This window comes from uncultured Winogradskyella sp., from assembly GCF_937958655.1.
In the GTDB taxonomy this organism is placed as follows: domain Bacteria; phylum Bacteroidota; class Bacteroidia; order Flavobacteriales; family Flavobacteriaceae; genus Winogradskyella.
In genome coordinates, this window is sequence record NZ_CALGNH010000042.1 from 1 (window position 1) to 24,506 (window position 24,506).

At 33.4% G+C, this 24,506-nt stretch carries 24 protein-coding genes; 16 read left to right on the forward strand and 8 right to left on the reverse strand.

Annotated features, from left to right (window positions below; genetic code table 11):
• Both Q0800_RS08985 and Q0800_RS08990 read right to left on the reverse strand, forming a co-directional pair.
• Positions 1-813: pyridoxal phosphate-dependent aminotransferase (locus Q0800_RS08985; protein WP_299129012.1), on the reverse strand; the 813-nt coding region annotated here is incomplete at its 3' end.
• Between the two features lie 18 nt (positions 814-831).
• The gene (locus tag Q0800_RS08990; RefSeq protein ID WP_299129013.1) at positions 832-1,932 is read right to left on the reverse strand and encodes an acyl-CoA desaturase; all 1,101 of its coding nucleotides are present in this window, start codon (positions 1,930-1,932) and stop codon (positions 832-834) included.
• A 140-nt stretch (positions 1,933-2,072) separates the two neighbouring features.
• Here Q0800_RS08990 and rsmG point away from each other — a divergent pair, with 140 nt between their 5' ends.
• Entirely contained in the window at positions 2,073-2,699 is a 627-nt protein-coding gene (gene rsmG / locus Q0800_RS08995) for a 16S rRNA (guanine(527)-N(7))-methyltransferase RsmG (protein WP_299129014.1), read from the forward strand.
• 164 nt (positions 2,700-2,863) lie between these two features.
• Here rsmG and pruA read toward each other — a convergent pair whose 3' ends face one another.
• The gene (gene pruA, locus Q0800_RS09000; protein WP_299129015.1) at positions 2,864-4,489 is read right to left on the reverse strand and encodes an L-glutamate gamma-semialdehyde dehydrogenase; all 1,626 of its coding nucleotides are present in this window, start codon (positions 4,487-4,489) and stop codon (positions 2,864-2,866) included.
• Between the two features lie 195 nt (positions 4,490-4,684).
• On the opposite strand from pruA, the gene Q0800_RS09005 reads away from it, so the two are divergent.
• Complete coding sequence (locus Q0800_RS09005) at positions 4,685-5,692, forward strand: DUF6695 family protein (protein ID WP_299129016.1); 1,008 nt, start codon at positions 4,685-4,687, stop codon at positions 5,690-5,692.
• Positions 5,693-5,800: 108 nt separating this feature from the next.
• Here Q0800_RS09005 and apaG read toward each other — a convergent pair whose 3' ends face one another.
• The gene (gene apaG / locus Q0800_RS09010; RefSeq protein WP_299129017.1) at positions 5,801-6,187 is read right to left on the reverse strand and encodes a Co2+/Mg2+ efflux protein ApaG; all 387 of its coding nucleotides are present in this window, start codon (positions 6,185-6,187) and stop codon (positions 5,801-5,803) included.
• Between the two features lie 63 nt (positions 6,188-6,250).
• Positions 6,251-7,627, reverse strand: coding sequence for a pyridoxal-dependent decarboxylase (locus tag Q0800_RS09015; protein WP_299129018.1), 1,377 nt, complete (start codon positions 7,625-7,627; stop codon positions 6,251-6,253).
• Positions 7,628-7,701: 74 nt separating this feature from the next.
• On the opposite strand from Q0800_RS09015, the gene Q0800_RS09020 reads away from it, so the two are divergent.
• On the forward strand, positions 7,702-8,241 hold the full coding sequence (locus Q0800_RS09020) for a cysteine dioxygenase family protein (RefSeq protein ID WP_299129019.1): 540 nt from the start codon (positions 7,702-7,704) through the stop codon (positions 8,239-8,241).
• On the opposite strand, the gene Q0800_RS09025 is transcribed toward Q0800_RS09020, so the two are convergent.
• Positions 8,234-9,478 (reverse strand): DUF5103 domain-containing protein, encoded by a 1,245-nt coding sequence (locus tag Q0800_RS09025; protein WP_299129020.1) that lies wholly within the window; start codon positions 9,476-9,478, stop codon positions 8,234-8,236. The genes Q0800_RS09020 and Q0800_RS09025 overlap by 8 nt on opposite strands.
• Before the next feature lie 158 nt (positions 9,479-9,636).
• Between Q0800_RS09025 and Q0800_RS09030 the strand changes: the two genes are divergently transcribed.
• From Q0800_RS09030 to nqrF, 6 genes are all read left to right on the forward strand, one after another.
• Complete coding sequence (locus tag Q0800_RS09030; protein WP_299129021.1) at positions 9,637-10,986, forward strand: Na(+)-translocating NADH-quinone reductase subunit A; 1,350 nt, start codon at positions 9,637-9,639, stop codon at positions 10,984-10,986.
• A gap of 69 nt (positions 10,987-11,055) precedes the next feature.
• On the forward strand, positions 11,056-12,333 hold the full coding sequence (locus Q0800_RS09035) for an NADH:ubiquinone reductase (Na(+)-transporting) subunit B (protein ID WP_299129022.1): 1,278 nt from the start codon (positions 11,056-11,058) through the stop codon (positions 12,331-12,333).
• Positions 12,334-12,335: 2 nt separating this feature from the next.
• Positions 12,336-13,130, forward strand: coding sequence for a Na(+)-translocating NADH-quinone reductase subunit C (locus Q0800_RS09040; RefSeq protein WP_299129023.1), 795 nt, complete (start codon positions 12,336-12,338; stop codon positions 13,128-13,130).
• A gap of 3 nt (positions 13,131-13,133) precedes the next feature.
• Positions 13,134-13,766 carry an NADH:ubiquinone reductase (Na(+)-transporting) subunit D gene (locus Q0800_RS09045; RefSeq protein WP_299129024.1) on the forward strand — a complete coding sequence of 211 codons (633 nt, stop codon included), beginning with the start codon at positions 13,134-13,136 and terminating at the stop codon, positions 13,764-13,766.
• Positions 13,767-13,814: 48 nt separating this feature from the next.
• The gene (gene nqrE / locus Q0800_RS09050) at positions 13,815-14,552 is read left to right on the forward strand and encodes an NADH:ubiquinone reductase (Na(+)-transporting) subunit E (RefSeq protein WP_299129025.1); all 738 of its coding nucleotides are present in this window, start codon (positions 13,815-13,817) and stop codon (positions 14,550-14,552) included.
• A gap of 11 nt (positions 14,553-14,563) precedes the next feature.
• Positions 14,564-15,874 carry an NADH:ubiquinone reductase (Na(+)-transporting) subunit F gene (nqrF, locus tag Q0800_RS09055; RefSeq protein WP_299129049.1) on the forward strand — a complete coding sequence of 437 codons (1,311 nt, stop codon included), beginning with the start codon at positions 14,564-14,566 and terminating at the stop codon, positions 15,872-15,874.
• A gap of 113 nt (positions 15,875-15,987) precedes the next feature.
• Here the strand turns inward: nqrF and Q0800_RS09060 are convergent, their stop codons facing one another.
• On the reverse strand, positions 15,988-16,434 hold the full coding sequence (locus Q0800_RS09060; protein WP_299129026.1) for a Na(+)-translocating NADH-quinone reductase subunit F: 447 nt from the start codon (positions 16,432-16,434) through the stop codon (positions 15,988-15,990).
• Between the two features lie 274 nt (positions 16,435-16,708).
• On the opposite strand from Q0800_RS09060, the gene Q0800_RS09065 reads away from it, so the two are divergent.
• The 7 genes from Q0800_RS09065 (at position 16,709) to Q0800_RS09095 (ending at position 24,047) form a co-directional block, all read left to right on the forward strand.
• The gene (locus Q0800_RS09065) at positions 16,709-17,575 is read left to right on the forward strand and encodes a DUF4846 domain-containing protein (RefSeq protein WP_299129027.1); all 867 of its coding nucleotides are present in this window, start codon (positions 16,709-16,711) and stop codon (positions 17,573-17,575) included.
• Between the two features lie 100 nt (positions 17,576-17,675).
• Positions 17,676-18,053, forward strand: coding sequence for a Na(+)-translocating NADH-quinone reductase subunit F (locus Q0800_RS09070; RefSeq protein ID WP_299129028.1), 378 nt, complete (start codon positions 17,676-17,678; stop codon positions 18,051-18,053).
• Positions 18,054-18,055: 2 nt separating this feature from the next.
• Positions 18,056-19,048: an FAD:protein FMN transferase gene (locus Q0800_RS09075; RefSeq protein ID WP_299129029.1), complete on the forward strand. Its 993-nt coding sequence runs from the start codon at positions 18,056-18,058 to the stop codon at positions 19,046-19,048.
• 194 nt (positions 19,049-19,242) lie between these two features.
• Positions 19,243-21,228, forward strand: a complete 1,986-nt coding sequence (locus Q0800_RS09080; RefSeq protein ID WP_299129030.1) for a histidine kinase — start codon at positions 19,243-19,245, stop codon at positions 21,226-21,228.
• Positions 21,229-21,235: 7 nt separating this feature from the next.
• Positions 21,236-21,985 carry a LytTR family DNA-binding domain-containing protein gene (locus tag Q0800_RS09085; protein ID WP_299129032.1) on the forward strand — a complete coding sequence of 250 codons (750 nt, stop codon included), beginning with the start codon at positions 21,236-21,238 and terminating at the stop codon, positions 21,983-21,985.
• A gap of 97 nt (positions 21,986-22,082) precedes the next feature.
• The gene (locus tag Q0800_RS09090) at positions 22,083-23,783 is read left to right on the forward strand and encodes a LamG-like jellyroll fold domain-containing protein (protein ID WP_299129034.1); all 1,701 of its coding nucleotides are present in this window, start codon (positions 22,083-22,085) and stop codon (positions 23,781-23,783) included.
• Positions 23,784-23,882: 99 nt separating this feature from the next.
• Positions 23,883-24,047, forward strand: coding sequence for a hypothetical protein (locus tag Q0800_RS09095; protein WP_299129036.1), 165 nt, complete (start codon positions 23,883-23,885; stop codon positions 24,045-24,047).
• A gap of 88 nt (positions 24,048-24,135) precedes the next feature.
• Here the strand turns inward: Q0800_RS09095 and Q0800_RS09100 are convergent, their stop codons facing one another.
• On the reverse strand, positions 24,136-24,504 hold the full coding sequence (locus tag Q0800_RS09100) for a DUF423 domain-containing protein (protein WP_299129037.1): 369 nt from the start codon (positions 24,502-24,504) through the stop codon (positions 24,136-24,138).
• Between the last annotated feature and the right edge of the window lie 2 nt (positions 24,505-24,506).

The following is a 24,506-nucleotide window of genomic DNA, read 5'->3' on the forward strand; positions in this document are numbered from 1 at the left end:
ATTAGCACCACTAGTTACTTGTCCTTGCATTTTATTACAGGCTCTAGCGACCCATTCTGGTGCTCCTATGTAACCGATTCTCCAACCTGTCATGGCAAATGCTTTAGAGACGCCATTTACAGTTATGGTTCTATCAAACATATCATCAAATTGAGCTATGCTGTAATGACCGCCGATAAAATTAATATGTTCATAAATTTCATCTGAGACAATATATATATTTGGATGCTTAGCCAAGACATCAGCTAAGGCTCTAAGCTCTTCTTTGCTGTAAACTGAACCACTAGGGTTGCAAGGAGAACTGTACCAAATCATTTTGGTTTTAGGAGTAATGGCAGCCTCTAATTGTTCAGCTGTCATTTTAAAATCGTTTTTTATGTCTGTTTTTACTTCAACAGGTACGCCTCCGTTTAATTTTACAATATCGCTATAACTCACCCAGTAAGGACAAGGTAAAATAACCTCATCTCCATCGTTAAGCATAACAGAAGCAATATTATATAAAGCTTGTTTTGCGCCTGTGGAAACCACAATTTGAGTTCTTGAATACTCAAGGTTATTATCGCGCTTAAATTTAGTAATTATAGCGTCCTTTAATTCTGCATAACCGTCTACAGGTGTATAGCTGTTGTAGTTTTCATTTACAGCATTGATTGCTGCCTCTTTTACAAAATCTGGAGTATCAAAGTCTGGTTCTCCAAGACTAAGTCCAATGATGTCTTTTCCCTCTGCTCTTAGTTCTCTGGCTTTTGCTGCCATGGCAAGGGTTGCTGAAGTCGATAGATTATTAATTCTATCTGAAAGTTGATTCATGAGTATTGTATAATAGAATTATGCTTGTACTGTTGGTCGCATTCCCATTTCCTTTAAAAACCTAAAATGAGCAGCGATCGCTTTTCTTGTAGTTTTGTATTCTTTGTATGGTAAATTAAATTCTTTAGCAGTATCCTTCACAATTTTAGCAATTTTACCATAATGTATATGGCTAATGTGCGGAAAAATATGGTGTTCTACTTGGTGATTTAAACCACCTGTGTACCAATTTACTAACCAGTTTTTAGCTCCAAAATTAACGGTTGTTTTTAATTGGTGAATGGCCCATGTATTTTTCATTGTGCCGTCCTTTGCTGGTAAATGCATTTCTGCTTCGTCCATAACATGAGCTAATTGAAAAACTACACTTAGTATAAGCCCAGCAACATAATGCATAATAAAAAAGCCTATTATAACTTTGTACCAAGCTAAATCGGTTAATACTATAGGGAGTACAATCCACATAGAAACATATAAAATTTTAGTTAATACTAATTTACTCCAATTAACTAAGGGGTTAGGCAATTTACCATAAGATAATTTGCGTTTCATGTAGCGCTTCATCTGCTGAAAATCTGTTGTTATTGCCCAGTTTATGGTTAGTAATCCATAAAGTAAAATAGAATAGTAATGCTGAAATCTATGGTGTTTATGCCATTCTGAATGCTTCGAAAAACGCAATATTCTGCCGGCCTCTAAATCTTCGTCATGGCCGTGGATATTAGTGTAAGTGTGATGAAGAACGTTATGTTGTACTTTCCAGTTGTAAACATTTCCTGCGAGTATATAGATACTGCTGCCCATTAAGCGGTTTATCCATTCTTTATTAGAAAATGAACCATGGTTACCATCGTGCATCACATTCATACCAACACCAGCCATACCTATTCCCATAACCACTGTTAAGAGTAGTTGTGCCCAAGTTGGGATATCTAAAGTAAGTAATAAAAAGTAAGGGGTAAGAAACAAAGCAAACATTACTATTGTTTTTACCCACAATTGCCAATTACCAGTGCGCTTTATGTTGTTGTCTTTAAAGTAGTTGTTAACGCGTTTGTTTAGTGTTCTAAAAAACTTTGCTGAATCAACTCTTGAGAATGATAAGGTTTGTCCTTCCATATGATCATTTTTTTCAATTATAACGTAGACTTTTCTTATACATTATAATCGGTCAAATATAATTAATAAATAAAATGCAACCTACGTATTTGAGTTAAATTATCCACGCCAAAATACTGTATTTTTGAAAAAAATCAGCAATGGATTTAATTTTAAAATACTTTCCGGATTTAAGTGAGCTACAAATAAAGCAATTTGAAGCTTTAGAGGATTTGTATAAAGATTGGAATGCAAAGATAAATGTAGTGTCTCGTAAGGATATTGATGAGTTGTACCTTAGACATGTGTTGCATTCATTGGGTATTGCTAAAGTTATTACGTTTAGTGATAATTCATCAATTTTAGATGTAGGTACAGGTGGTGGTTTTCCTGGTGTGCCATTAGCAATTTTATTTCCTCATTGCCAATTTCATTTGGTAGATAGTATTAATAAGAAGCTAAAAGTTATTGATGCCGTTAGTGAAGCTATAGCGTTAACCAATGTTAAAACGACGCATAGTAGGGTAGAGGCTATTGATGAAACTTATGATTTTATTGTAAGTAGAGCTGTTACCGCAATGCCAGAATTTACAAAATGGGTTAAAGGAAAAATTGCTAAAAAACAGCAAAATGATTTAAAGAATGGTATCCTTTATCTTAAAGGTGGAGATTTAACAGAGGAATTAAAACAGTATACAACAATAAAGGCGTTTTTATTATCTGATTATTTTGAAGAAGATTTTTTTGAAACCAAAAAAGTGATTCATTTGCCGCTTAAACATAAATAAAAAAGATAACTTCAAAGTATGTTATCCGATATTTCGAACATTGGTTGAAGTCCAAATATATTTTGATTGAAACCACACTGCAAAGCAGTCGAGAAATCTATAGTGCTAATGTCTAAGACATTTCGACTGCGCTCAATGTGACAGATTAATTTTTTAATAACTAATTAACCCAAAAACGGATACCTATAGTCCGTAGGAGTAACAAACGTTTCTTTGATTAATCGTGGTGATACCCAACGCAATAAATTTTGAGCACTACCAGCTTTGTCATTTGTACCAGACGCTCTAGCACCACCAAACGGTTGTTGGCCTACAACTGCACAAGTAGGCTTATCATTAATATAAAAGTTACCAGCAGAATTTTGTAATGCTTTTGTAGCTTCTTCAATAGCGTAACGGTCTGTAGAAAGAATAGCACCTGTTAAGGCGTAGGCACTAGTCTCATCTACTACTTTTAAAGTTTCTGCATAAGCCTCATCTTCATAAACATAAATTGTAATTACGGGTCCAAATAATTCTGTACACATGGTGGTGTATATTGGATTAGTGGTAACAATAACCGTTGGCTCAATAAAATAGCCCTTAGATTTATCGTAGCTACCACCAGCAATAATTTCAGCATCACTATCGCTCTTTGCTTCGTCTATATATTTTGCTAATTTATCAAACGACCCTTCATGGATTACTGCTGTAATAAAGTTACTCATATCTTCTGGTGAACCCATTTTAAAGGAATTGATATCTTCAATTAAATAGTTTTTAACATCAGCCCAAATTCCTTTAGCAATATACGCTCTCGATGCTGCACTACATTTTTGACCCTGAAATTCAAAAGCACCACGAGAAATTGCTGTAGCGACTTGCTTAGCGTTAGCCGACTTGTGAGCTACAATAAAGTCTTTACCACCTGTTTCACCTACAATTCTTGGGTAGGTTTTGTACTTATGAATGTTATTTCCAATTTGTTTCCAAAGTTCTTTAAATATGAATGTTGAGCCTGTAAAATGTAAGCCAGAAAAATCTGGGCTAGCCAATACAGTATCTGTAATCATTACAGGATCGCCAAATACAACGTTAATAACGCCATCTGGTACACCAGCTTCTTTAAATACGTCCATAATAACCTTTGCAGAATAAACTTGGCTATCACTTGGTTTCCACACTACAACATTACCCATTAGTGCCATACATGCTGGTAAATTTCCGGCAATAGCCGTAAAGTTAAATGGTGTTACAGCGTATGTAAAGCCTTCTAGTGGTCTGTATTCAACACGGTTCCAAGCATCGCTTGTACTTTCTGGTTGTTCCATGTATATGTCTGTCATAAACTGAACATTAAAGCGTAAAAAATCAATAAACTCACAAGCCGCATCAATTTCTGCTTGGTGTATGGTTTTAGATTGCGCAATCATTGTTGCGGCATTAATCTTAGCTCTATAAGGGCCAGCAATTAATTCTGCAGCTTTTAAGAAAATACCTGCGCGCTGTTCCCAAGGCATCTGAGACCAAGCTTTACGTGCTTCTAAAGCTGTAGCAATAGCTTCCTCTATATGGCTTTTTTCTGCTAAATGATACGCGCCAACTGTATGCTGGTGATCGTGTGGTGGAGACATAGTTCTGGTATTGCCAGTTTTAACGTCTTTTCCATTAATATATAAAGGGACTTCAACTTTACTGTTAAACATTGCTTTGTAAGCCTCAGCTACTGCTTTACGCTCTGGTGAACCAGGTGCATAAGATTTTACAGGCTCATTTATTGCGATTGGTACATTAAAAAATCCTTTTCCCATCGTTAAAATTTTTAGCGCTCCCGAGTAATCGGGAATCTGATTATTTACTTTTTGATTAAGAGATTTCCACTTTCGCAGAAACAAGATGCAAAGTTACAATATTTATGAAATAATCTTGATTTGTAACGTTATTGTTATGTGAAATATGCATCCATATTTTTTTGTAAGTTGCGCCTTTAAATTTTTCAATTGGCTATGCCTAATAACGATGCTTTTATCTTAACACTTGCTTATCCTGAAACTATTGTGTCTCATGCAGAAGAGTGGTATTCTAAATTTTTACGCTTTCTTTTTATTGGTAGTAAAAAACACGTAAGAGCAGGGCATGCTGCATTAGTATTAATAGATAAATTAACAGGTGTTTTAGAGTATCATGATTTTGGTCGCTACATTACCTCAGAACCTAATGGTAGAGTAAGAGGTAGGGAAACTGATTTTGAGTTACACTTTCCTTTAGTTGCTGAGATTGAAAATGATACCATTATAAATTTAGAGGATATTTTAAAGTTTTTGGCTACACATCCTAAACTTACACATGGAGATGGTGCATTATATGCATCGGTTTGTAGTGCTGTTAATTATAATTTAGCAAGAACGCATATCGATGCCATGCAGGCTAAAGGATTTATTAGATATGCGGCTTTTATTAAAATAGCCTGTAATTGTGCACGTTTTGTAACGGATGCTTTAATTGCTTCGGTGACCAATACCAACTTAAAGAAGCGTTTAGTGAAATCTAAATGGTTTACGCCAAGCACTATTGGCAATGTGGTTATTGCAGACACTGAAGATTTCGTCTATGTCGTTTCAGAAAAAGGTGAAATTAAAGCGTTTGAAGCTTCGGTAAGCAAAGAAAATAGGCGTTTATTTTTAGATACCCTAAAAGGTTATAGCCCTAGTTTGGTTGGTACTTTACAGCCTAAATCTAATACTGAAAAAGTAGAGCATGCGCAATGGCTTAGTGGTATTGCTGCAGGTGCTTGGTTTGAATTGTATGATTTAGGAAGCAAATCTGAGTATCGATTTAGACGTATTTCACCTTATGGAAATATAGATTGTGATGGTGCTTATAAAATAGATAACGAAAACTTTGACATTAATTCTAACTATCAATTTGTGCATTATTCTAATTGCTTGTTTTTTAATGTAAAACAAGATTCAATAGTTTACAGATTTGATTTTATCAAGACCTTTGAAAATTAATATAGTATATAATTATAGCTTCTTTATATTGATATAAAAATAATGAGAAATCTAATGTATATGGTTTAAAGAAGATGCTTCAATGCTGCCGATAGACAAATAATTGAATTAATTAAGTGCAAAAGGAGCACTTAATTTAAATGATGGAATGTAAACCTTAAATTTATTAGCCTTGGTAAAATTTACCATATTGTAATGGCCTTTCATAGCACCAAAAGGAGAAGTTAATAAACATCCTGAATTGTAAGTGTGAGATTCACCTGGTTTTAAAACAGGCTTTTTACCAATGACACCTTCACCTTCTATGACTTCTTCATTGTTAAGTGCATCAAGAATTTTCCAGTACCTAGAATTAAGCTGCACAGAGTCCTTACTTTGGTTTTCAATCGTTATTTTATAACCAAACGCAAAGTGCACTTTATAATTTTTATAAAATGTACCTTCAAAATTGGTTTCTACAGAAATTTTAATTCCGCTTGTAACTTGTTGTACCATCTACGCTTTATGGATATTCCTAGCTAAAATAATATAAATTTTTAAGGATTACTCCTTTTGAGGTTAAGAAGCGTTAATATTTAACATTTTTTCGGCAACGTGGTTTTCTAAATTTTTAAAAAATGCTAAAACATCTTCCTTTTCTAAAACACTGTTTATAGTAACCATCCTTACAAATTCCACAGTATTAAATTTTCCAAATCCTACCATAAGATCAGCGTTTTTATATAAGGATGTGCATAATCTATTGGCAGCTATACCTTTATAATTAAAGCATACAGAGATGGAGTTTTCAAAACTGTAAAGGGTGTAAGCATCGTTTTGTGCCATGTAGTCTCGAGCTATTTTTGCCATTTCAAATTGTTTGTCTACAATTTTTTCTAAACCTTTTGTTCCGACAGATTTCCATAGGGTCCAGACCTTTAAAGCGTCATTACGCCGACCACATTGCAGGGATGTTTTACCTAAATTAAAATCATCTCCATCGGTTTGGTATAAATAGTCTGCTTCGTTAGAAAATGAATGGTGTAGCTGCGCTTTGTGTTGTGTAATAATAATTGAGCAACTTAAAGGTGTGCCTAACATTTTATGAGCGTTAACACTAAAAGAATCTGAAAGTTCTAATCCGTCAACAAGGTGTTTGTAAGTATTGCTAAAAATAACTCCGCCACAATAAGCACCATCAACATGTAACCAAAGGTCGTATTTTTTGCATACTTTACTTATGGATTTAATATCATCAAAGGCTCCTAAAACCGTAGTGCCTGCAGTAGCGTTAACAAAAAATGGTTCATAGCCATTAGCGAGGTCGTCTTTAATTAGCGTATCTAAATGTTCAGCAAGCATCTCGCCTTTACCATTGGTGTTAACATGTCGTACTTGGTCTCTTCCTATTCCGGTTAAGGCGGCATTTTTTGCTATAGAATAATGTGAGGCTTTTGAGGTGTATAATGTCATTTTATTAGACAGGCCTTCAGTTCTTATAGCTTCATTTTTAAAGTCTCTAGCCATAATTAGAGCCATCATATTACTCATAGATCCTCCTGGAGCAAAAGTGCCGTCACTATCTTTAGCATAGCCAGCTAAAGCACAAACAGACTTTAAGACTTGCTTTTCTATACCTACTTGTGGGCCAGCAACTTTATAAGTGTACATGCTATTATTAAATAAAACTGCTAGTAAATCTCCAAGGGTAGCTTTACCTAATCTTCCGCCAAATAGCTGATTAAAAAACGATTTTGATGCCGTTTTTGGTGTGCTCTTTATTATTTTTTTTAATGTATTTGAAAGGTCTTCATCTATTATTCCGTCTTTATCTAGAGATAAATCGAGATTATTGTAAAGTGACTGTGTTGGAATTGGTTTAGCAACAGGATTTTTTTGCTCTTCTTCTAATAAAAGTTCAGCCAGTTGAATAAATAAGTTGAGGTCTTTTTGCATTACTTTGAATTCGAATTTTTGCTTAATGTAAATTTATTTCTATTTTCGGTATTAATCCATAATATTTTAAATAATTGAATACTCAAAAACACATTAAATTACTCATAGATCTATTGTCGGAGTCTTCTAACGAAGATTACACGCAGATTTTAAAAGATTTTGATTTTGATGGTATTGATTTTAGTGAGATTGAGCATTGGATTCCTAATTGCTACTCTAGAAATTGTTTTTACAGAGATTCTAATTTTGAGCTTATTTTAATTTGTTGGGATAAAGGGCAGCAAACAGCGATCCATGACCATGATGGCGAAGAATGTTGGGTGTATCTTCTCGATGGTGAAATGAATGAGGAGTATTACAAACTAGATAATCAAGGTCAGTTAACACTAACCCATTCCCAAACACTTTGCAAAAATCAAATTACCAAATCTGATAAAAAAAGTGGATTTCATAGATTGCGCAATACGACATTTAGTTGTTCAATGAGTCTTCATGTGTATGCTAAGCCTATTGCAAAAAATAGAACCTTTGATGAGCAATTAGGGTGTATCGTAGAAAACACCTTAGTAGATCATACGTTTAGTTGTATAGTTGATTTAGAAGTTGTTAATTAGATATATTTATAGAACTAGCTTCACCGTAACCAATAAGTTTGTCAAAACGTGCACCTAAATCTCTATAGTAAGTGAGAACTTTGTAATTGTTTTCCGTTTGCCAATAATTGCCACTTATAGCGCCCTCTTCTAGCGCGTTGGTATTACGATCTATTGCAACGTATTTATAATTATAGAAGCCTTGTTTAAGACGAAAACTGACTTCGTAATTACCACTTTCGGCATTATAAAACATTTGCGTTAAAGGTTCTATAGCAAAAGCATTAAAATTTCCATAAACATATATGTCTTTATCTTTTAATTCATTTTGTCGTAAAGAGAAATGAACCATGGTGTAATCTGCTTCAATATCAGTATTTAAACCTTCTCTTGCTGTAACTTGAAAATTTCCATTAAGATCTGGGTTGTAGGTGTAAGGTCTGCCAGATCTGGCGCTATTGGTAAATAGATAGCTCTCATAAATATCTTTTAGATCAATAAACTGCACACCAATGTTAGAGGTTCTAACGTCTCGGGTTTCAAACCATAAATATTCATTACCACCCCAAAATGCAGATTCAGTATCGTATCTATAAATCAATTTATTGCCAATGGTATATTGAGGTTTTAAATCTGTAATAGCCGTATTTAAATTATTATTTTGAATAATAACGGTTTTAATAGTTTCAAGAGGATTATTAAAATTAATACTATTGGTCGCTACCACTAAATCTACGGATTGTTTCTCTGCAATGACTCTAACGTCTCTAGAGCGTTTAACGCTAACTCCAACATTGACCAAACTTTCATAAATCATAAATTTTCGGCTAAACATTAATTCATCATATTCATCATATATAGAAATCATATAATTACCGCTTTTAAGTAAACCACGCGTTTGAATATTTGGAATTTGAAGTTTGTAGTGAGAATAAACTTGATAGGTGTTAAAGGAGTTGTAGTATTCTAAGATACGCTGATTATCTAAACCTTTTAAATATTCAGCTTTAGCTAAAATAGAAGGAGTCCAATCAAAATTAAAATGTTCTATAACGTAGTAAAAATCTTCTTCATTAGCATTTAAGGCATCAAACTCTAAAATTAGAGGCTCTCCTAATTTTAATATAGGCAATTGGCCTTGGGTGGTGTTGCTTTTAAATTTTATGGTTTTTATAAAATCTGGTGGACTAACTTCCACCGCTTGAGCGTTAATAAAAATGCCAAATAGTAAGAGTATTAATAACAGCTTTATTTTCATGGAATACGTTATTTAATCAAAGATAATCAATTTCCATGCCTTAAGGTATTAAAGTTATTTATAATGGCTATAAATAAAAAAGATGTGTCAATTTGAAAATTATTTAAGCTTTAATTCGTAAATTTGCAGCGATTTTTAGATAACTAATCTTTAATTATATGTCAAAAGACATCCGAGTAAAAAAAGGTTTAGATATAAAGTTAATTGGTGAAGCCGAGAAAACTACAGAGAATGCTATTGTAAGCAATTTCTGCACTATCAGACCAGAAGATTTCCATAGTATTATCCCAAAACTTGTTGCAAAAGAAGGAGCACGTGTTAAAGCGGGTGAGACCATATTTTACAATAAAGATAATGAAGTAATGAAGTTTGTTTCGCCAGTTTCTGGTGAGGTGACTGAAGTGCAACGTGGACCAAGACGTCGTATAGACGCTATTAAAATAAGTGCAGACAAAGAGCAAAGTTATGTAGATCATGGTAAGTTTGATCTTAACGCTGATGCTGACAAAATAAAGGAGCATTTATTGGCTTCGGGCTGTTGGGCTTTTATAAAGCAACGTCCTTATGATGTTATTGCTAGTGCAGATAGTAAGCCAAAATCTATTTTTGTTTCTGGTTACGCAAGCGCACCATTAGCTGCTGATTTAGATTACACCTTAGCAGGTAAGGAGGCAGAATTACAAGCGGCAGTTACGGCATTATCAAAGTTAACTGAAGGTAGTGTTAATGTAGCTATTGGTACATCAAACTCGCCATTAGCAGGTTTAGAGCATACAACGGTTCATAAAGTATCTGGCCCACATCCATCAGGTAATGTAGGAACGCTAATAAACAAAGTCGATCCTATAAATAAGGGTGAAACTGTTTGGACAGTCAGTGCACAAGATTTAGTCATTATAGGTGAGTTATTATTAACCGGTAAATTTAATGCGGAACGTATTGTTGCATTAGCAGGTTCTTCTGTTAAAAAACCAAGATACTTTAAAACTAAGATTGGTTCTGAAGTAGCAACTATGGTGTATGATAACGGAGTAGATAAAGATGGTAATGACAGAATAATTTCGGGTAATGTTTTATCAGGAAAAAAAGTTGCGCCAGACGGAAGTTTAGATTACTACAGTAATGTAATTACAGTAATTCCAGAGGGAGATGATTATGAGTTCTTTGGGTGGAACAAACCAGTTTTTGATAAAGTATCTACATCTAGAGCTTTAACATTTTCTTGGTTAAACCCAAAGAAAAAATACGATTTAAATACAAACACCAATGGTGAGCACCGTGCGTTTGTGATCACAGGGAGTTACGAGGAAGTTTTTCCACTAGATATATATCCAATGCAAATTTTAAAGGCTTGTATGTATAAGGATTTAGATGAAATGGAAGCTTTAGGTATGTATGAAGTAGCACCAGAGGATTTTGCACTAACAGAATTTATCTGTGTGTCTAAACAACCGCACCAAAAAATAATTAGAGAAGGATTAGACTTAATGCTTAAAGAAATTGGATAATTATTCATTGAGGAACGAAATGAAAAATATCATTTTATTCACTGAAAGTGAAATGAAAAATATTACAAGATGGGTTTAAAACAAAATTTACACAATTTTAAGGAGAAAAATAAAGACAAGAAGTGGCTTCCTGGCTTTAATGCGCTTTTTACGTTTTTATATACGCCTAATGAGACCACTCATAATGGTACTCATATTAAAGCAGTAGATGATTTAAAGCGTACAATGAATACTGTAATCATAGCCTTAGTGCCGTGTTTAATATTCGGTATGTTTAATGCTGGTTATCAACATTACCTAGCACAAGGACTTATTGATTCAGCTGACGGATTTTTAGGAGCTTCTTTTTGGACTATCGACAATCTTGTTGTTGGATTGTGGAAAGTACTTCCGCTAGTCGTTGTGTCTTACGGAGTTGGATTGGCAGTAGAATTTGTCTTTGCAATCATTAAAGGCCATGAGGTAGAAGAGGGTTACTTAGTAACAGGTATGTTAGTGCCTTTAATTGTTCCTATAGATATTCCACTATGGATGTTAGCTGTAGCTGTGATTTTTGGTGTAGTCATAGGCAAAGAAGTCTTTGGTGGTACAGGAATGAATATTTTAAACCCAGCATTAACCATAAGAGCATTTTTATTCTTTGCCTACCCAACATGGATGTCTGGTGATAAAGTATGGGTACATGGAGCTGTAGAGAGAGATCAGGCCATTGCTGCAGGTGAGAACCTAGATGCCATTTCTGGTGAAACTTTATTAGGATATTATGCCAAATCTGGGCAAGAGTTGACGGTTGCAGGTACAGATACTGTGACTACCTATGGTGATAGAGCCTCAGAATTATATTCTTATGCAGATATGTTTTGGGGAATTATACCAGGTTCGGTGGGTGAGACTTCAAAATTCTTAATAATTATTGGTGCACTTTTCTTAATTTTTACCAAGATAGGTAGCTGGAGGATAATGCTAAGTACTGTAGTAGGAGCTTTAGTAATGGGCTTAATATTCAATGGTGTTGTAGATGCAGGGTGGATTGGAGAGTCTAGTAAGTTTTATGGACTAATGAGTGTTCCATTCTGGCAGCACTTAATAATTGGAAGTATTTTATTTGGTGCAGTGTATATGGCTACTGACCCTGTTACAGCATCACAAACAAATAAAGGAAAGTGGATTTATGGATTCTTAATTGGATTTATTTCAATAATGATTCGTGTATTTAATCCAGCATATCCAGAAGGTGTATTCTTAGCAATTTTATTAATGAATGTATTTGCACCTACAATAGACCATTATGTGGTACAAGGAAATGTTAAGAAAAGAATGAAACGTTTAAAAGCTAAAGTTGCCTAGCAATGGAAAATAGAACAGACAAAAACTCGTATACAATAATTTTTGCCATTGGTATGGTATTGGTTGTTGGTGCTTTATTAGCATATTTAGCATCAACATTAAAACCAAAAATTACAGAAAACCAAAGGTTAGAAAAGCAACAGAACATTCTTTATGCTATGGGCATAAATGATAATGATGAAACAAGTGCTGTATTTATTTCTACAGATAAAGCACCAGAAGCTTTTGAAACTAATGTTACGGATCAAATCGTAATCACAGTAAATCCAGATGGTAAGGTTGTTAAAACACAATCTAGAGCAGAATATCTTGAAGAGACAAAGCAAGAACCATACCTTATAGATGTTAAGAAACAGCAAGCAGCTGTAAAGACCGGTGGTAACAGAAAATTACCATTGTTTGTAGGTAAAAATCCAGAAGGTGAAAAGGTCTATGTCGCACCTATTTACGGTAAAGGCTTATGGGATGCTATTTGGGGTTATGTGGCTATGGACGAAAACATGGTTGTTAGAGGTGCTTATTTTGATCATAAAGGAGAAACACCAGGTTTAGGTGCCAATATTAAGCAGCGTTATTTTATGGATGATTTCTACGGAGAGCATTTATTAACTAAAAATGGTGCTTTTAAAGGTATAACTGTAGCTAAGGGTAATGCAGACCCAAAAAACAATGATAAAACAGATAATGAGGTAGATGCAATTGCCGGTGCAACTATAACAGGAGATGGTGTTACTGCAATGATCAAAAAAGATTTAAAATTATACTTACCTTACTTTAATTCATTAAAAGGAAAATAAGCAATGGCAAAAGATAGTAGATTAATATTAGACCCGCTAACAGATAATAACCCTATTACTATACAAGTTTTAGGTATATGTTCTGCTCTTGCGATTACAGCTGAGTTAGAAGCTTCAATCGTAATGTCAGTATCGGTTTTATTTGTGATGGGAGTAGGTAACGTGGTAATCTCGTTGATGCGAAATATAATTCCTTCAAAAATTAGAATTATTGCACAGTTAATTGTTGTTGCAACACTAGTAATTATTGTGGATTTAGTGTTAAAAGCATTTGCCTATGAGTTGAGTAAAACCTTATCTGTATTTGTAGGGCTTATCATAACTAACTGTATTATTATGGGACGTTTTGAAGCCTTTGCTTTAGGTAACGGACCATGGAGATCTTTTTTAGATGGTATTGGTAATGCATTAGGTTATGGAATTATCTTAATCATTGTCGGTTTCTTTAGAGAACTCTTAGGATCTGGAACGTTATTAGGTATTCCTGTATTGGGTGATCCAATAGAAAAGACAGGATTATATGCCTTAGGTTACGAGAATAACGGTTTTATGTTATTATCGCCAATGGCATTAATTGTAGTTGGTATTATCATTTGGGTACAACGTTCAAGAAATAAGGATTTAATAGAAGACTAACACGAAGTGTCATCCTGAATTTGTTTCAGGATCTCAAATTCAAAAAATATGGAACATTTAGAATTATTTTTTAAATCAATTTTTATAGATAATATGGTTTTTGCAACATTCTTAGGAATGTGCTCTTACCTAGCAGTATCTAAAAAAGTATCAACAGCTGTTGGTTTAGGAGCTGCTGTAATTTTTGTATTAGCCATAACAGTGCCGCTTAACTGGTTATTAGATCAGTATATATTACAACCAGGTGCTTTATCATGGTTAGGCGAAGATTATGCGAGCTACGATTTAAGTTTCTTGTCTTTCATTATGTTTATTGCAACTATTGCAACTATGGTGCAATTAGTAGAAATAGTAGTAGAGAAATTTTCACCATCACTATATAATTCACTTGGTATCTTCTTACCATTGATTGCTGTAAACTGTGCCATATTAGGAGGTTCATTATTTATGCAGTCTAGAGAAATCGCAACGTTAGGTTTGGCTTTAAATTACGGAATAGGTTCTGGTATCGGATGGTTTTTAGCCATTTTAGCAATTGCTGCTATACGCGAGAAAATTAGATATAGTGCTGTGCCACCAGCGTTAAGAGGTTTAGGAATTACGTTTATTATTACCGGGTTAATGGCTATAGGCTTTATGAGTTTTGGTGGTATGTTAACAGGAGGGGATGAAGGTGCTAAAAAAGATAAAAAATCTGCTAGCATTGAGTTACAGAAAGAAGATATAAATAATGAAGAGGCTAAGGATAAGACCGATTTAGAATTAGCTGAAAATATAAATAAGTAATTTATACAATGATGATATTAGCCGCAAGTACACTTGGAACAATACTAGCAACGGTTGGTGCCTTTTTATTGGTAACGCTTTTACTAGTAACACTTTTATTATTTGTAAAACAAAAATTATCTCCATCAGGACCTGTTAAGATCCTAATTAATGGTGAAAAAGAAATTGAAGTCGCTTCAGGTGGCACGTTATTATCTACATTAGGTAGTAATAAAGTATTTTTACCATCTGCTTGTGGTGGAGGTGGAACTTGTATCCAATGCGAATGTCATGTCTTAGAAGGTGGTGGTGAAGCATTACCAACTGAAACACCACATTTTTCAAGAAAAGAATTACAGCATGGTGCGCGTTTGGCTTGTCAAGTAAAAGTGAAGCAGGATATGGAAATTACCATACCTGAAGAAGTATTTGGTATTAAGAAGTGGGAAGCTACAGTAGTTCGTAACTATAATGTTGCATCTTTCATTAAAGAATTTGTTGTTGAGATACCAGAGGATATGAATTATAAGGCTGGTGGATATATTCAAATTGAAATTCCACCATGTGAAATAAAATATTCAGATATAGATATTACAGCGCATCCTGAAGAGCACGAAACACCAGATAAGTTTCAGGCAGAATGGGATAAGTTTGGTCTATGGCCTTTAGTAATGAAGAATACAGAAACTGTAGAGCGTGCTTATTCTATGGCCTCTTACCCTGCAGAGGGACGTGAGATTATGCTAAATGTACGTATTGCTACTCCACCATGGGATAGGGCTAAAAACCAATGGATGAACGTTAATCCAGGTATTGCGTCTTCCTACATTTTTGCCCAAAAACCAGGTGATAAAGTAACAATCTCTGGGCCTTATGGTGAATTCTTTATCAATGAGTCAGAAAGTGAAATGTTGTACGTTGGTGGTGGTGCAGGTATGGCGCCAATGCGTTCGCACTTATACCATTTATTTAGAACCATTAAGACTGGTCGTAAAGTAACGTATTGGTATGGAGGACGTTCTAAACGTGAACTTTTCTACATTGAGCATTTTAGAAAATTAGAAAAAGACTTCCCTAACTTTAAATTTTATATGGCACTTTCTGAGCCATTAGAAGAGGATAAATGGAAGGTTAAAACAGATATCAATGATGAAGCAGGTGATGGGTTTGTTGGATTTATTCACAATTGTGTAATAGATAACTATTTAAACCATCATGATGCTCCAGAAGATATAGAGTTATATTTCTGTGGACCACCATTAATGAACCAAGCAGTTCAGAAAATGGGAGAAGATTTTGGTATCCCAGACGAGCATATTAGATTCGATGATTTCGGCGGCTAGTCGCTAAGTTAAATTTGGTAAAACTGTGATTGCGAGCAAAGCGTGGCAATCTTTTAGCAGAGGTTCTCAATAATTATATATAAACCAGTACTCATTGAGTGCTGGTTTTTTTATTAAACAGATTTTAATTCTGATAAAGAAGGTAGATGGTTAAATAACGTTGAACAATCCATTACATTGTCAATACCATCTAACTCACATAAGGTTGCAACAACTTGGCATAAGCCATTAAATAAAATCACTTTGTTCTTAGTAGTGTCTGGTTTATAGCAATAAGTACTACTTAAACGATAACCACAGCCTTCTAAAAAAGCAGCTTCAATTTTAAGTAATTCTAATGGTGTATAGCCATTAAATTTACGTCCTAAATTTTGATGCACCAATCCAACATAATTTAATTTAGTTGAACCGTGTAAGTCTGTGAAATGCTTCCAGCAATTTGTGTTATCTAATATATTACCAACAGCACATTGCTTACAATCTTCTGGGTTTAAGGTATTATTATGAAAAGCTGTATAAAGCTTTTGAATAGCGTTGGTAAATCGTACTGTAGTTGTCATCTTATATAATTTTCTTTTTCAATTCTAAGTTAAGAAAATTCATTTGTATTACATAATTAAAAAGTTGGTTGATGTCTGTATTGCGCATCATACTGTGTTTGTGAGTATATTTTTTGCGATAATCTTTAGGTGCGTTAATAGCTATCGTTAGTGTTGCCAGTACATCCATACTGGCCAACTTCAATTGTGTAATTAAAATATGGATTATGATATTGTAAACTAAAATAGTTTAAAATATAAATAACAAGTTGTTATGTTTTACGTTTAAATAGTGATGAAAAATAGAGTACTTGTTTTACTTAGTCTTACTGCCATTGCGTTAATAGCATTTCAATTTAAGCCTTTGAATACAATGGCTAATACAGTACAAGGCCTTATAGAAACACCAAGTTTAATAAATAAAGAGAGCCTAAGTATAAAAACACGTGTCAACGTACCTGAAGGCTATCAGCGTGCTTCGTATCCTAAAGGAAGCTTTGAAGATTACCTTAGAAATTACAAATTGAAACCCTTTGGGAGTAAGATAATTAACTATGATGCTTCGGAATATTTTTGGCAAAGAGGGCATATCGGAATTTTAGAAATACCAGTACCCAAAAATGGATTGCAGCAATGCGCAGATGCTCTAATTAGAATTAGGAGTGAATTCCTTTGGGATCAAAATCGAAAAGATGAAATTGGCTTTAAATTTACCTCAGGGCATTATTGTTCTTGGACTAAATATGCCCAAGGGTATCGACCAAGTATCAGCGGAAATAAAGTTACTTTTCATAAAACAAGAGCTGAAGATTATTCTAAAACAAACTTTTATAAATTCTTAAATCTTATTTATATGTATTCTGGTACACTATCCTTATCCCAAGAACTTAAACCGATTAAGGCTAAAGATTTAAAAATAGGCGATATGTTAATTAAAGGCGGCTCACCTGGCCACATAGTAATGCTTTGTGATGAAGCGGTTAATAACCAAGGTGAAAAGTTATTTCTCATATTTCAAGGGAATATACCAGCTCAAAGCGTTCATTTGGTTAAGAATCTTGCTGATAATTCTATGTCTCCTTGGTACAAACTAGAAGATGATATTGAAATTTTAGTTTCTAATTATACCTTTGGTAGTGCTAAATTTGTTCGTTTTAAGTGATATAGTCATTATTGCGAAAGCAGGAATCCACTTTAAATTCAGAATTCAATAATGTATCTTTGTATAAACTAAAATATTCCCATTACTTTGGGAAATTAATATGAGCAAAGCATTAACTCCTCAAGAACTGCACAACCTTGCTATGAACCATGTGGGTAAGGATTTAGAAGCACGCGGTTTTGAGTTTGTAGCCATTAATAGTAAGTTAAAAAAACATCCACAATTTGTTTGTATCGATAAGAACAGTCAATATTATTTTGTTGTGGTAAAAGCAGTTATGTTACCAGAGAATCCTAATAATTATGATGTAGTTTGGATGGAGACTTTTAAAAAACATGCTTTTGATAAAAATGCGAAGGTATTTTACGCAGGTGTTGGTTTAGGAAATCCTGGTGGTGAGGATCTGCCAATCTATTTAAACCAAGAGTACCTTATAGAATATAATGGGATTCAGGTTATAGAAATGAATTTAAATTAATCATGAAGAAATTTTATATTCTCATCGTTTTTATGACTTGTTTTTCGTGTAAAGAAGATAAACTACAAATCATAAAGCTTTCTGGGCCTGTATTTGGAACTGGCTTTAATATTCAATATTTTGATTTGGGTAATAGAAATTATGCGACACAAATTGATAGCTTATTTAATGTTGTAAATCAGTCCTTATCTACTTACATACCAGATTCCGATATTTCTAGGGTTAACAAAAACGATAGTTTAGTAGAGGTAGATGAGCATTTTAAACATGTACTTAAATCTTCTAAAGCTATCTACAGAGCCACTGAAGGGGTTTTTGACCCTACAATAGGTAATGTTGTAAATGCATGGAATTTTGGTGCAGAAACCAATAAATTTCTTACAGATAGTACTACCATAGATAGTTTAATGCAATTTGTTGGGCTTAATAGAGTGGGATTAGTTGGTAACAGAATTAAAAAACCAAAAAGCGGCTATTTAGAATTTAATGCCATAGCCAAAGGTTATGGAGTCGATGTTATTGCAGAATTTTTAAAAAGTCAGAATGTAGAAAATTACTTGGTTGAGATTGGCGGAGAGGTAAGGACATTAGGTGTAAATATTGAGAAAGCAAAGCCATGGAAAGTTGGTTTGCAACGCCCACGATTCGATGGTATTAGCGACCCTAACGATTATGTTTTAGCGGTACCATTAAAAAATGAAGCCATGGCTACTTCTGGCTCTTACAGAAAATTCAAAGTTGATGAAAATGGTAATCGATATACTCATATTATTAATACAAAAACAGGTTACCCTACAAAGACTAATGTCCTAAGCGTATCTGTAATTGCCGAAGATTGTATGAAGGCAGACGCTTACGCTACAGCGTTCCAAGTCATGGGAGTTGAAAAGGTAAAAACCTTTTTAAATACACACCCAGAATTAAAAGTTTATTTTATTTATGAAGCTAGTAGTAAGGAAATGAAGACTTTAGCTTTAAATGGGTTTCCAGAATAAAAAAATCGTGTGACCTAGCTAAAATAGCTGTGTCTTATAATTGCTATTAACTACTTATTTTATATTAAAAGTCATGCCTTTATTCGTTTTTTGGTGTGGCTTTTTTTCTTTTAGAAATCAATATTAGCTTTTTAGAAATCTTTTCCTTTAGATTTCCTTAGATTTTACCATCTTGCATAGATTACATTATGATCATGCAAAAAAGAACATACACCTTACTATTTGTTTTTATAACTGTATTCTCATTTGTCCAAAGCCAAAAAGCACAGCTAGATAGTATAAATAGAGTTTTAGAAAATATTAAAGTAGATAGCATACTACATAAAACCTTGTACAAAATCGCTACAAAATCTTACCGATACCAAAACCCAGAAATCCACCTATACCTTATAAAAAAAGGCTTAGAAACGGTTGCACAGTCTAACGAAAAATACAAAGGTGTCTGGTTAGGTGAATATGGTAAGTATTATCAAATCAAAGGTAATATGGATTCGTCTAACAATTATCTAAACAAAGCGATTAAAATAGGTAAAAAGCTTAATGATAAAAAGCAAGAGTACGCCTCTAAAAGTGCTTTAGTGACTAATTACGAATCTACTGCGGATTATGTAAACGCTATTAAAACCTATAACGAAATATTAGAATACGAGAATTCCTTACCCGAGGAAAAAAGTGAAGTCAATATTACAAAATTTAATATGGTTGGGTTATATCTTGCTATTCAAGATTTTGACAAAGCGGAGGAGTTGTCTTTAGAGCTTTTCAACAACCCAAAGATTAAAAACGATAAAACATTTTTATCTGAGGTATGCTTTATGCTTGCAGGAGTTTACCTTTATAAAGACGACAATATAAAAGCCCTAAATTATGCAAAGCAAGCCGAAGAACTAGCAGAAAATAAGTACATGAAAGGTATGGTTTACGACGTGCTAGGGAGTATATATACAAAGGCAGGAAAATTAAAATTAAGTTATAGTTATTATAAAAAGGCTTTACCCATTTTTGAAGAGTTTGGCGACAAGGCCAGGATAAGTGCTACACAAACTAACATATCTAACACGCTAATTAATTTAAAAGATTACAATAAAGCTGAGGAACTATTGTTAAAAATTGAACAGGATCTTTTAAAGGATAAAAATGCTTTTGCCTTAAATATAAAAGGGAACTACAATGCCTTATTAAAATTATATGAAAAAAAGGGAGACTATAAAAAAGCACTTTATTATTCAGAAAAAGAAAAATTTTTAAGGGATAGCCTAATTGGTGAAGAAAGACAAAAAGCCATAGCAGACTTTGAAGTAGCCTATGAAACCGAAAAAAAAGAACGCGAAAAAAACATAGCACAGCAGCAGCTCAAAATTTCACAATTAGAAATTGCAAAGAATAAAAACCTACTCTACAGTACATTGATTATATTGGGTTTGCTATTAACAGCAGGTTTGTTTTACTACAGCAAATTTAAAGCTAAAAAGAAAGCAGAACTTATAACCTTAGAGTTAAATGAAACCCAAAAGCGCTTAGCATTAGAGAAGCAATACAAGGACAGCGAACTCAAAGCTTTAAAGGCACAAATGAATCCGCATTTTATATTCAATGCCTTAAATTCTATACAAGATTATATTGTGCTAAATCAAAAGAATTTAGCAAGTGACTATTTAGGTAAGTTTGCAGATTTAATACGTAATTATCTTCATTTTAGCGATACAGGCTTTATTTCTATACCAGAAGAAGTGCACAATTTAAAACTGTATTTAGAATTAGAAAAGCTACGTTTTGAAGAAGCGTTAACGTACAATTTCAGTATAGATACTAATGCAAATTCCGAAGCCGTAAAGATACCTACAATGCTCATTCAACCTTATGTTGAGAACGCATTAAAGCATGGTTTGTTGCATAAAAAAGACAATAGAGCACTGAGTATTACCATAACAAAAACGTCAGAAAAAGTAATAGAGTGTGTTATAGAAGACAATGGTATTGGGAGAGAGAAATCTAAAGCAATAAATACCAAACGTCAGCAACAACACAAATCTTTTGCACTTAAAGCTACTACAGAACGATTAGATTTACTTAACTATGGAAAAGAACGAAAAATAGGTGTAGCAATTATAGATTTAAAAGACAACGATATCGCTAAAGGCACTAAGGTCATTTTAAATATACCAATACTAAGCAGATAATTGAGTTATGAAAGCATTAATTATAGATGACGAAAAAAAAGCAAGACAAGTACTGCAGATATTGGTTGAAGAAAATTGCGCAAAAATAACAAGTATTTTACAAGCCGATAACCTCTTGTCTGGTGTAGAACTTATAAAAAAAGAAGCGCCAAATATTGTATTTTTAGATATTGAAATGCCAGAGCATTCTGGCTTAGAAATTTTAAACTTTATAGAAAAAGAAGTTCATAATTTTGAGATTATATTTACCACAGCTTACAGTGAGTACGCCATACAAGCCTTTCAGTTATCGGCTATAGATTATTTATTAAAACCAGTACGTCCTAGCCAAGTTAAGGAAGCGGTAGATAAAGCCATAAAATTTTTAGGTAATACACAAATAAACCAGCGTTTGGCAGAGTTAAAAAGTAGCCTAGAAGATGCTCATTTCAAAAAAATTGGTTTACCTAACAGTAATGGAATTAAGTTTGTAAATTTTTCAGATATTATAATGTTAGAGGCTGATGGTATGTACACAAAAGTATCTACTACCTTAGAAGGCGAAATTTTAGTTAGCAAGCCTTTAAAGTTTTTTGTTGAAACTTTACAAAACGTAAAAACCTTTTACCGACCACATCGTTCTTTCCTAATTAATTTGTCGTTTATAAAAGAGTACGTTAAAAAAGACGGTGGTTATATTGTTATGGAAAACGCTAAAGCAGTGTCGATTTCTAATGATAAAAAAGACGAGTTTTTAGCCATAGTACAAAATATTTAAGCTTTAAAAACTGAAACACCTGTTTCAGAAGTTTACTATTAAATGCACTAGTGTTTAATGGCATTTTTGTTTTCATAATTATAAAACCAAATTTATTATGAAAACAAAATTACTCTACCTGTTAGTTTTAGTAACTACCTTAAGTTGGTCTCAAGGATCAACGGATTATGTTAAATTTTACAATTTTAACAATAATACATTAGAAAATGTTGTAAATCCCGGAACAGGAGATTTAGTGCCAGATAACACCAACTATACGTTTGTGTCAGACATCACAAATATGGCATCTAGTGCGCTAAATGTAGCTACAACATCATTTGACGCAGGAAACTTTGATACTATTTTTCAAACCTATACTTTTAGTTTCTGGTTTAAGGCTAATGTTTCAGGAGTTGGTTCTGGAGATTTTATTATTTCTAAACTAAATAACTCTAATTCTGGTAATTTCAGTCAAGGAGGAATAGTCATATTACACAATAATAGTGGTGGTATTCGTGTAATTTTAAGAGAAGACGGATCATCAAATTCTGCGTTTGCAGAAAGTACTATAAATATTTCTGATAATAATTGGCGCCATATTGTTGTTACCGTAGAACCAGAAACCATATCTCCATCGGTAACTGGTTATACCGCTAAGGTTTATGTTGATGGTGCATTTGACGCTTCAGATACAACAAATGGTTTATTAACTTCTAATAATCCTATGATTACAAGTGCAAATACATCCATGTTTGTAAATAAACCTGAAAATTGTTGTGTTAGTAATTTTCAAGGCGCCATAGATAATTTAAAAGTATATGATAGAGTTATCACTCAGGCTGAAATAACAGCTTTATCCAATGAAAATAACCCACCAATTGTTACCATACCAGATGCTGATTTTAAAAGCTATTTAGTAGGTAATACTGCTATAAATACCAATGGAGATAACGAAATACAAGTAACGGAAGCTAATAGTTTTACAGGTTACATAGATCCTTTTAGTGTTTCAGATTGGACAGGTATTGAAGCATTTACTAACGCTGTCGGCTTAGTTGCAGATTCTAATCCTGCGACAAGTATAAATTTATTTAATAATTCAAGTTTAGAATATTTCTCATATGAAGAAGCATTTAATTTAGATAATATGGTGCTTCCAGATCCAAATAACAATAGTTTAACACTAGTGTCTATAACTGATGCCACTAATTTAGTAGCCTTTAATCCTGCTGACTATCCCAATTTAGAATTTTATGGTTGTGCAGAATGTATTACTACAAATGTAGATTTCTCAAATAACTTAGCCTTAACGTTTGTAAATCTCTCAGGAACTAATATTGAGTATTTAGATTTGACATTACAAACTAACTTAACAAGCGTATATGTGAGAGATTGTCCTAGTCTTTTAGCTATGGATATTTCTAACGGAAATAATTCTAATATTGCTCAATTTAATTATAATAGCCAGTTAACACCAAACCTCAGCTGTGTTGCAGTCGATAATGTCGCTTATGCCAACAATACATTTTCGCAAAGAGATGCTGCTAATGTATTTACTACAGCTTGTACTTTGTTAAGTGTAGAAGAGTTTGATGCTGTTAATGACCTAATAATATACCCAAACCCAACATCATCATTTATTAATATAGAAACGAAGTTTGAGTTTAAAAATGCAGTTATCTATTCGATTTTAGGTAAAGAAGTGCTACAAATTTCATCAAAATCTATAAATATTTCTGAGCTTAATAACGGTGTCTATCTCATAAAAGTAAAAGACGAAAACGGTAATATTTCTATAAAGCGTTTTGTTAAACAGTAAAGATTTAGAAGCGCTAGAAAGAGTTATGCTATTGCTCTTTTTAGCTCTAAATAATAATCAATTTAACCTACATTTTTTGCATCCAAAAACTCCTTTATTATGAAAACTAAATTATTAGCATTACTAGTAATAATCTCAATCATTTCATCTTGTGAAAAAGATGATGAGTCCCAAACAGCTAATAGTTCAATAATTAATATACCAGATGAAAACTTTAAAAACTATTTGATAGATACACCTGAGATTAATACAAATGGCTATTAATTAAATTTTAAGGGTGATGAAAGGGAGGTCTAATTGAGGGCTTCTCTTTTATTTTTTAAGAGCGTACTATAAGCAAAATCCGATCGATTTACAATGCTTTACTAAGTAATAGAAGCCAACCGATAACCATTAGCAAACCGCCAATGGGTGTAATTGGGCCTAAAACTTTTAGTTTTTTGCCTTTAGCATCGCTCAATACCAAGCCATAAATGCTAAATGAAAATAAAATAACACCAATTGTAAAGCACCAATACATGGCCTTAGAGGTGTATGCTATATTGAAACCAAGAATAAGGAGTAGTATAGCATGATACATTTGATATTTTATTCCCGTTTCAAAACTATTAAGCTGTTCTTCGGTTAAGATTTTTTTTAAGGCGTGTGCACCAAAGGCGCCAAAAATTATAGCCAACATGCCAAATAAAGCACCAGTACTTATAAAAATTTGTGTTGTCATTT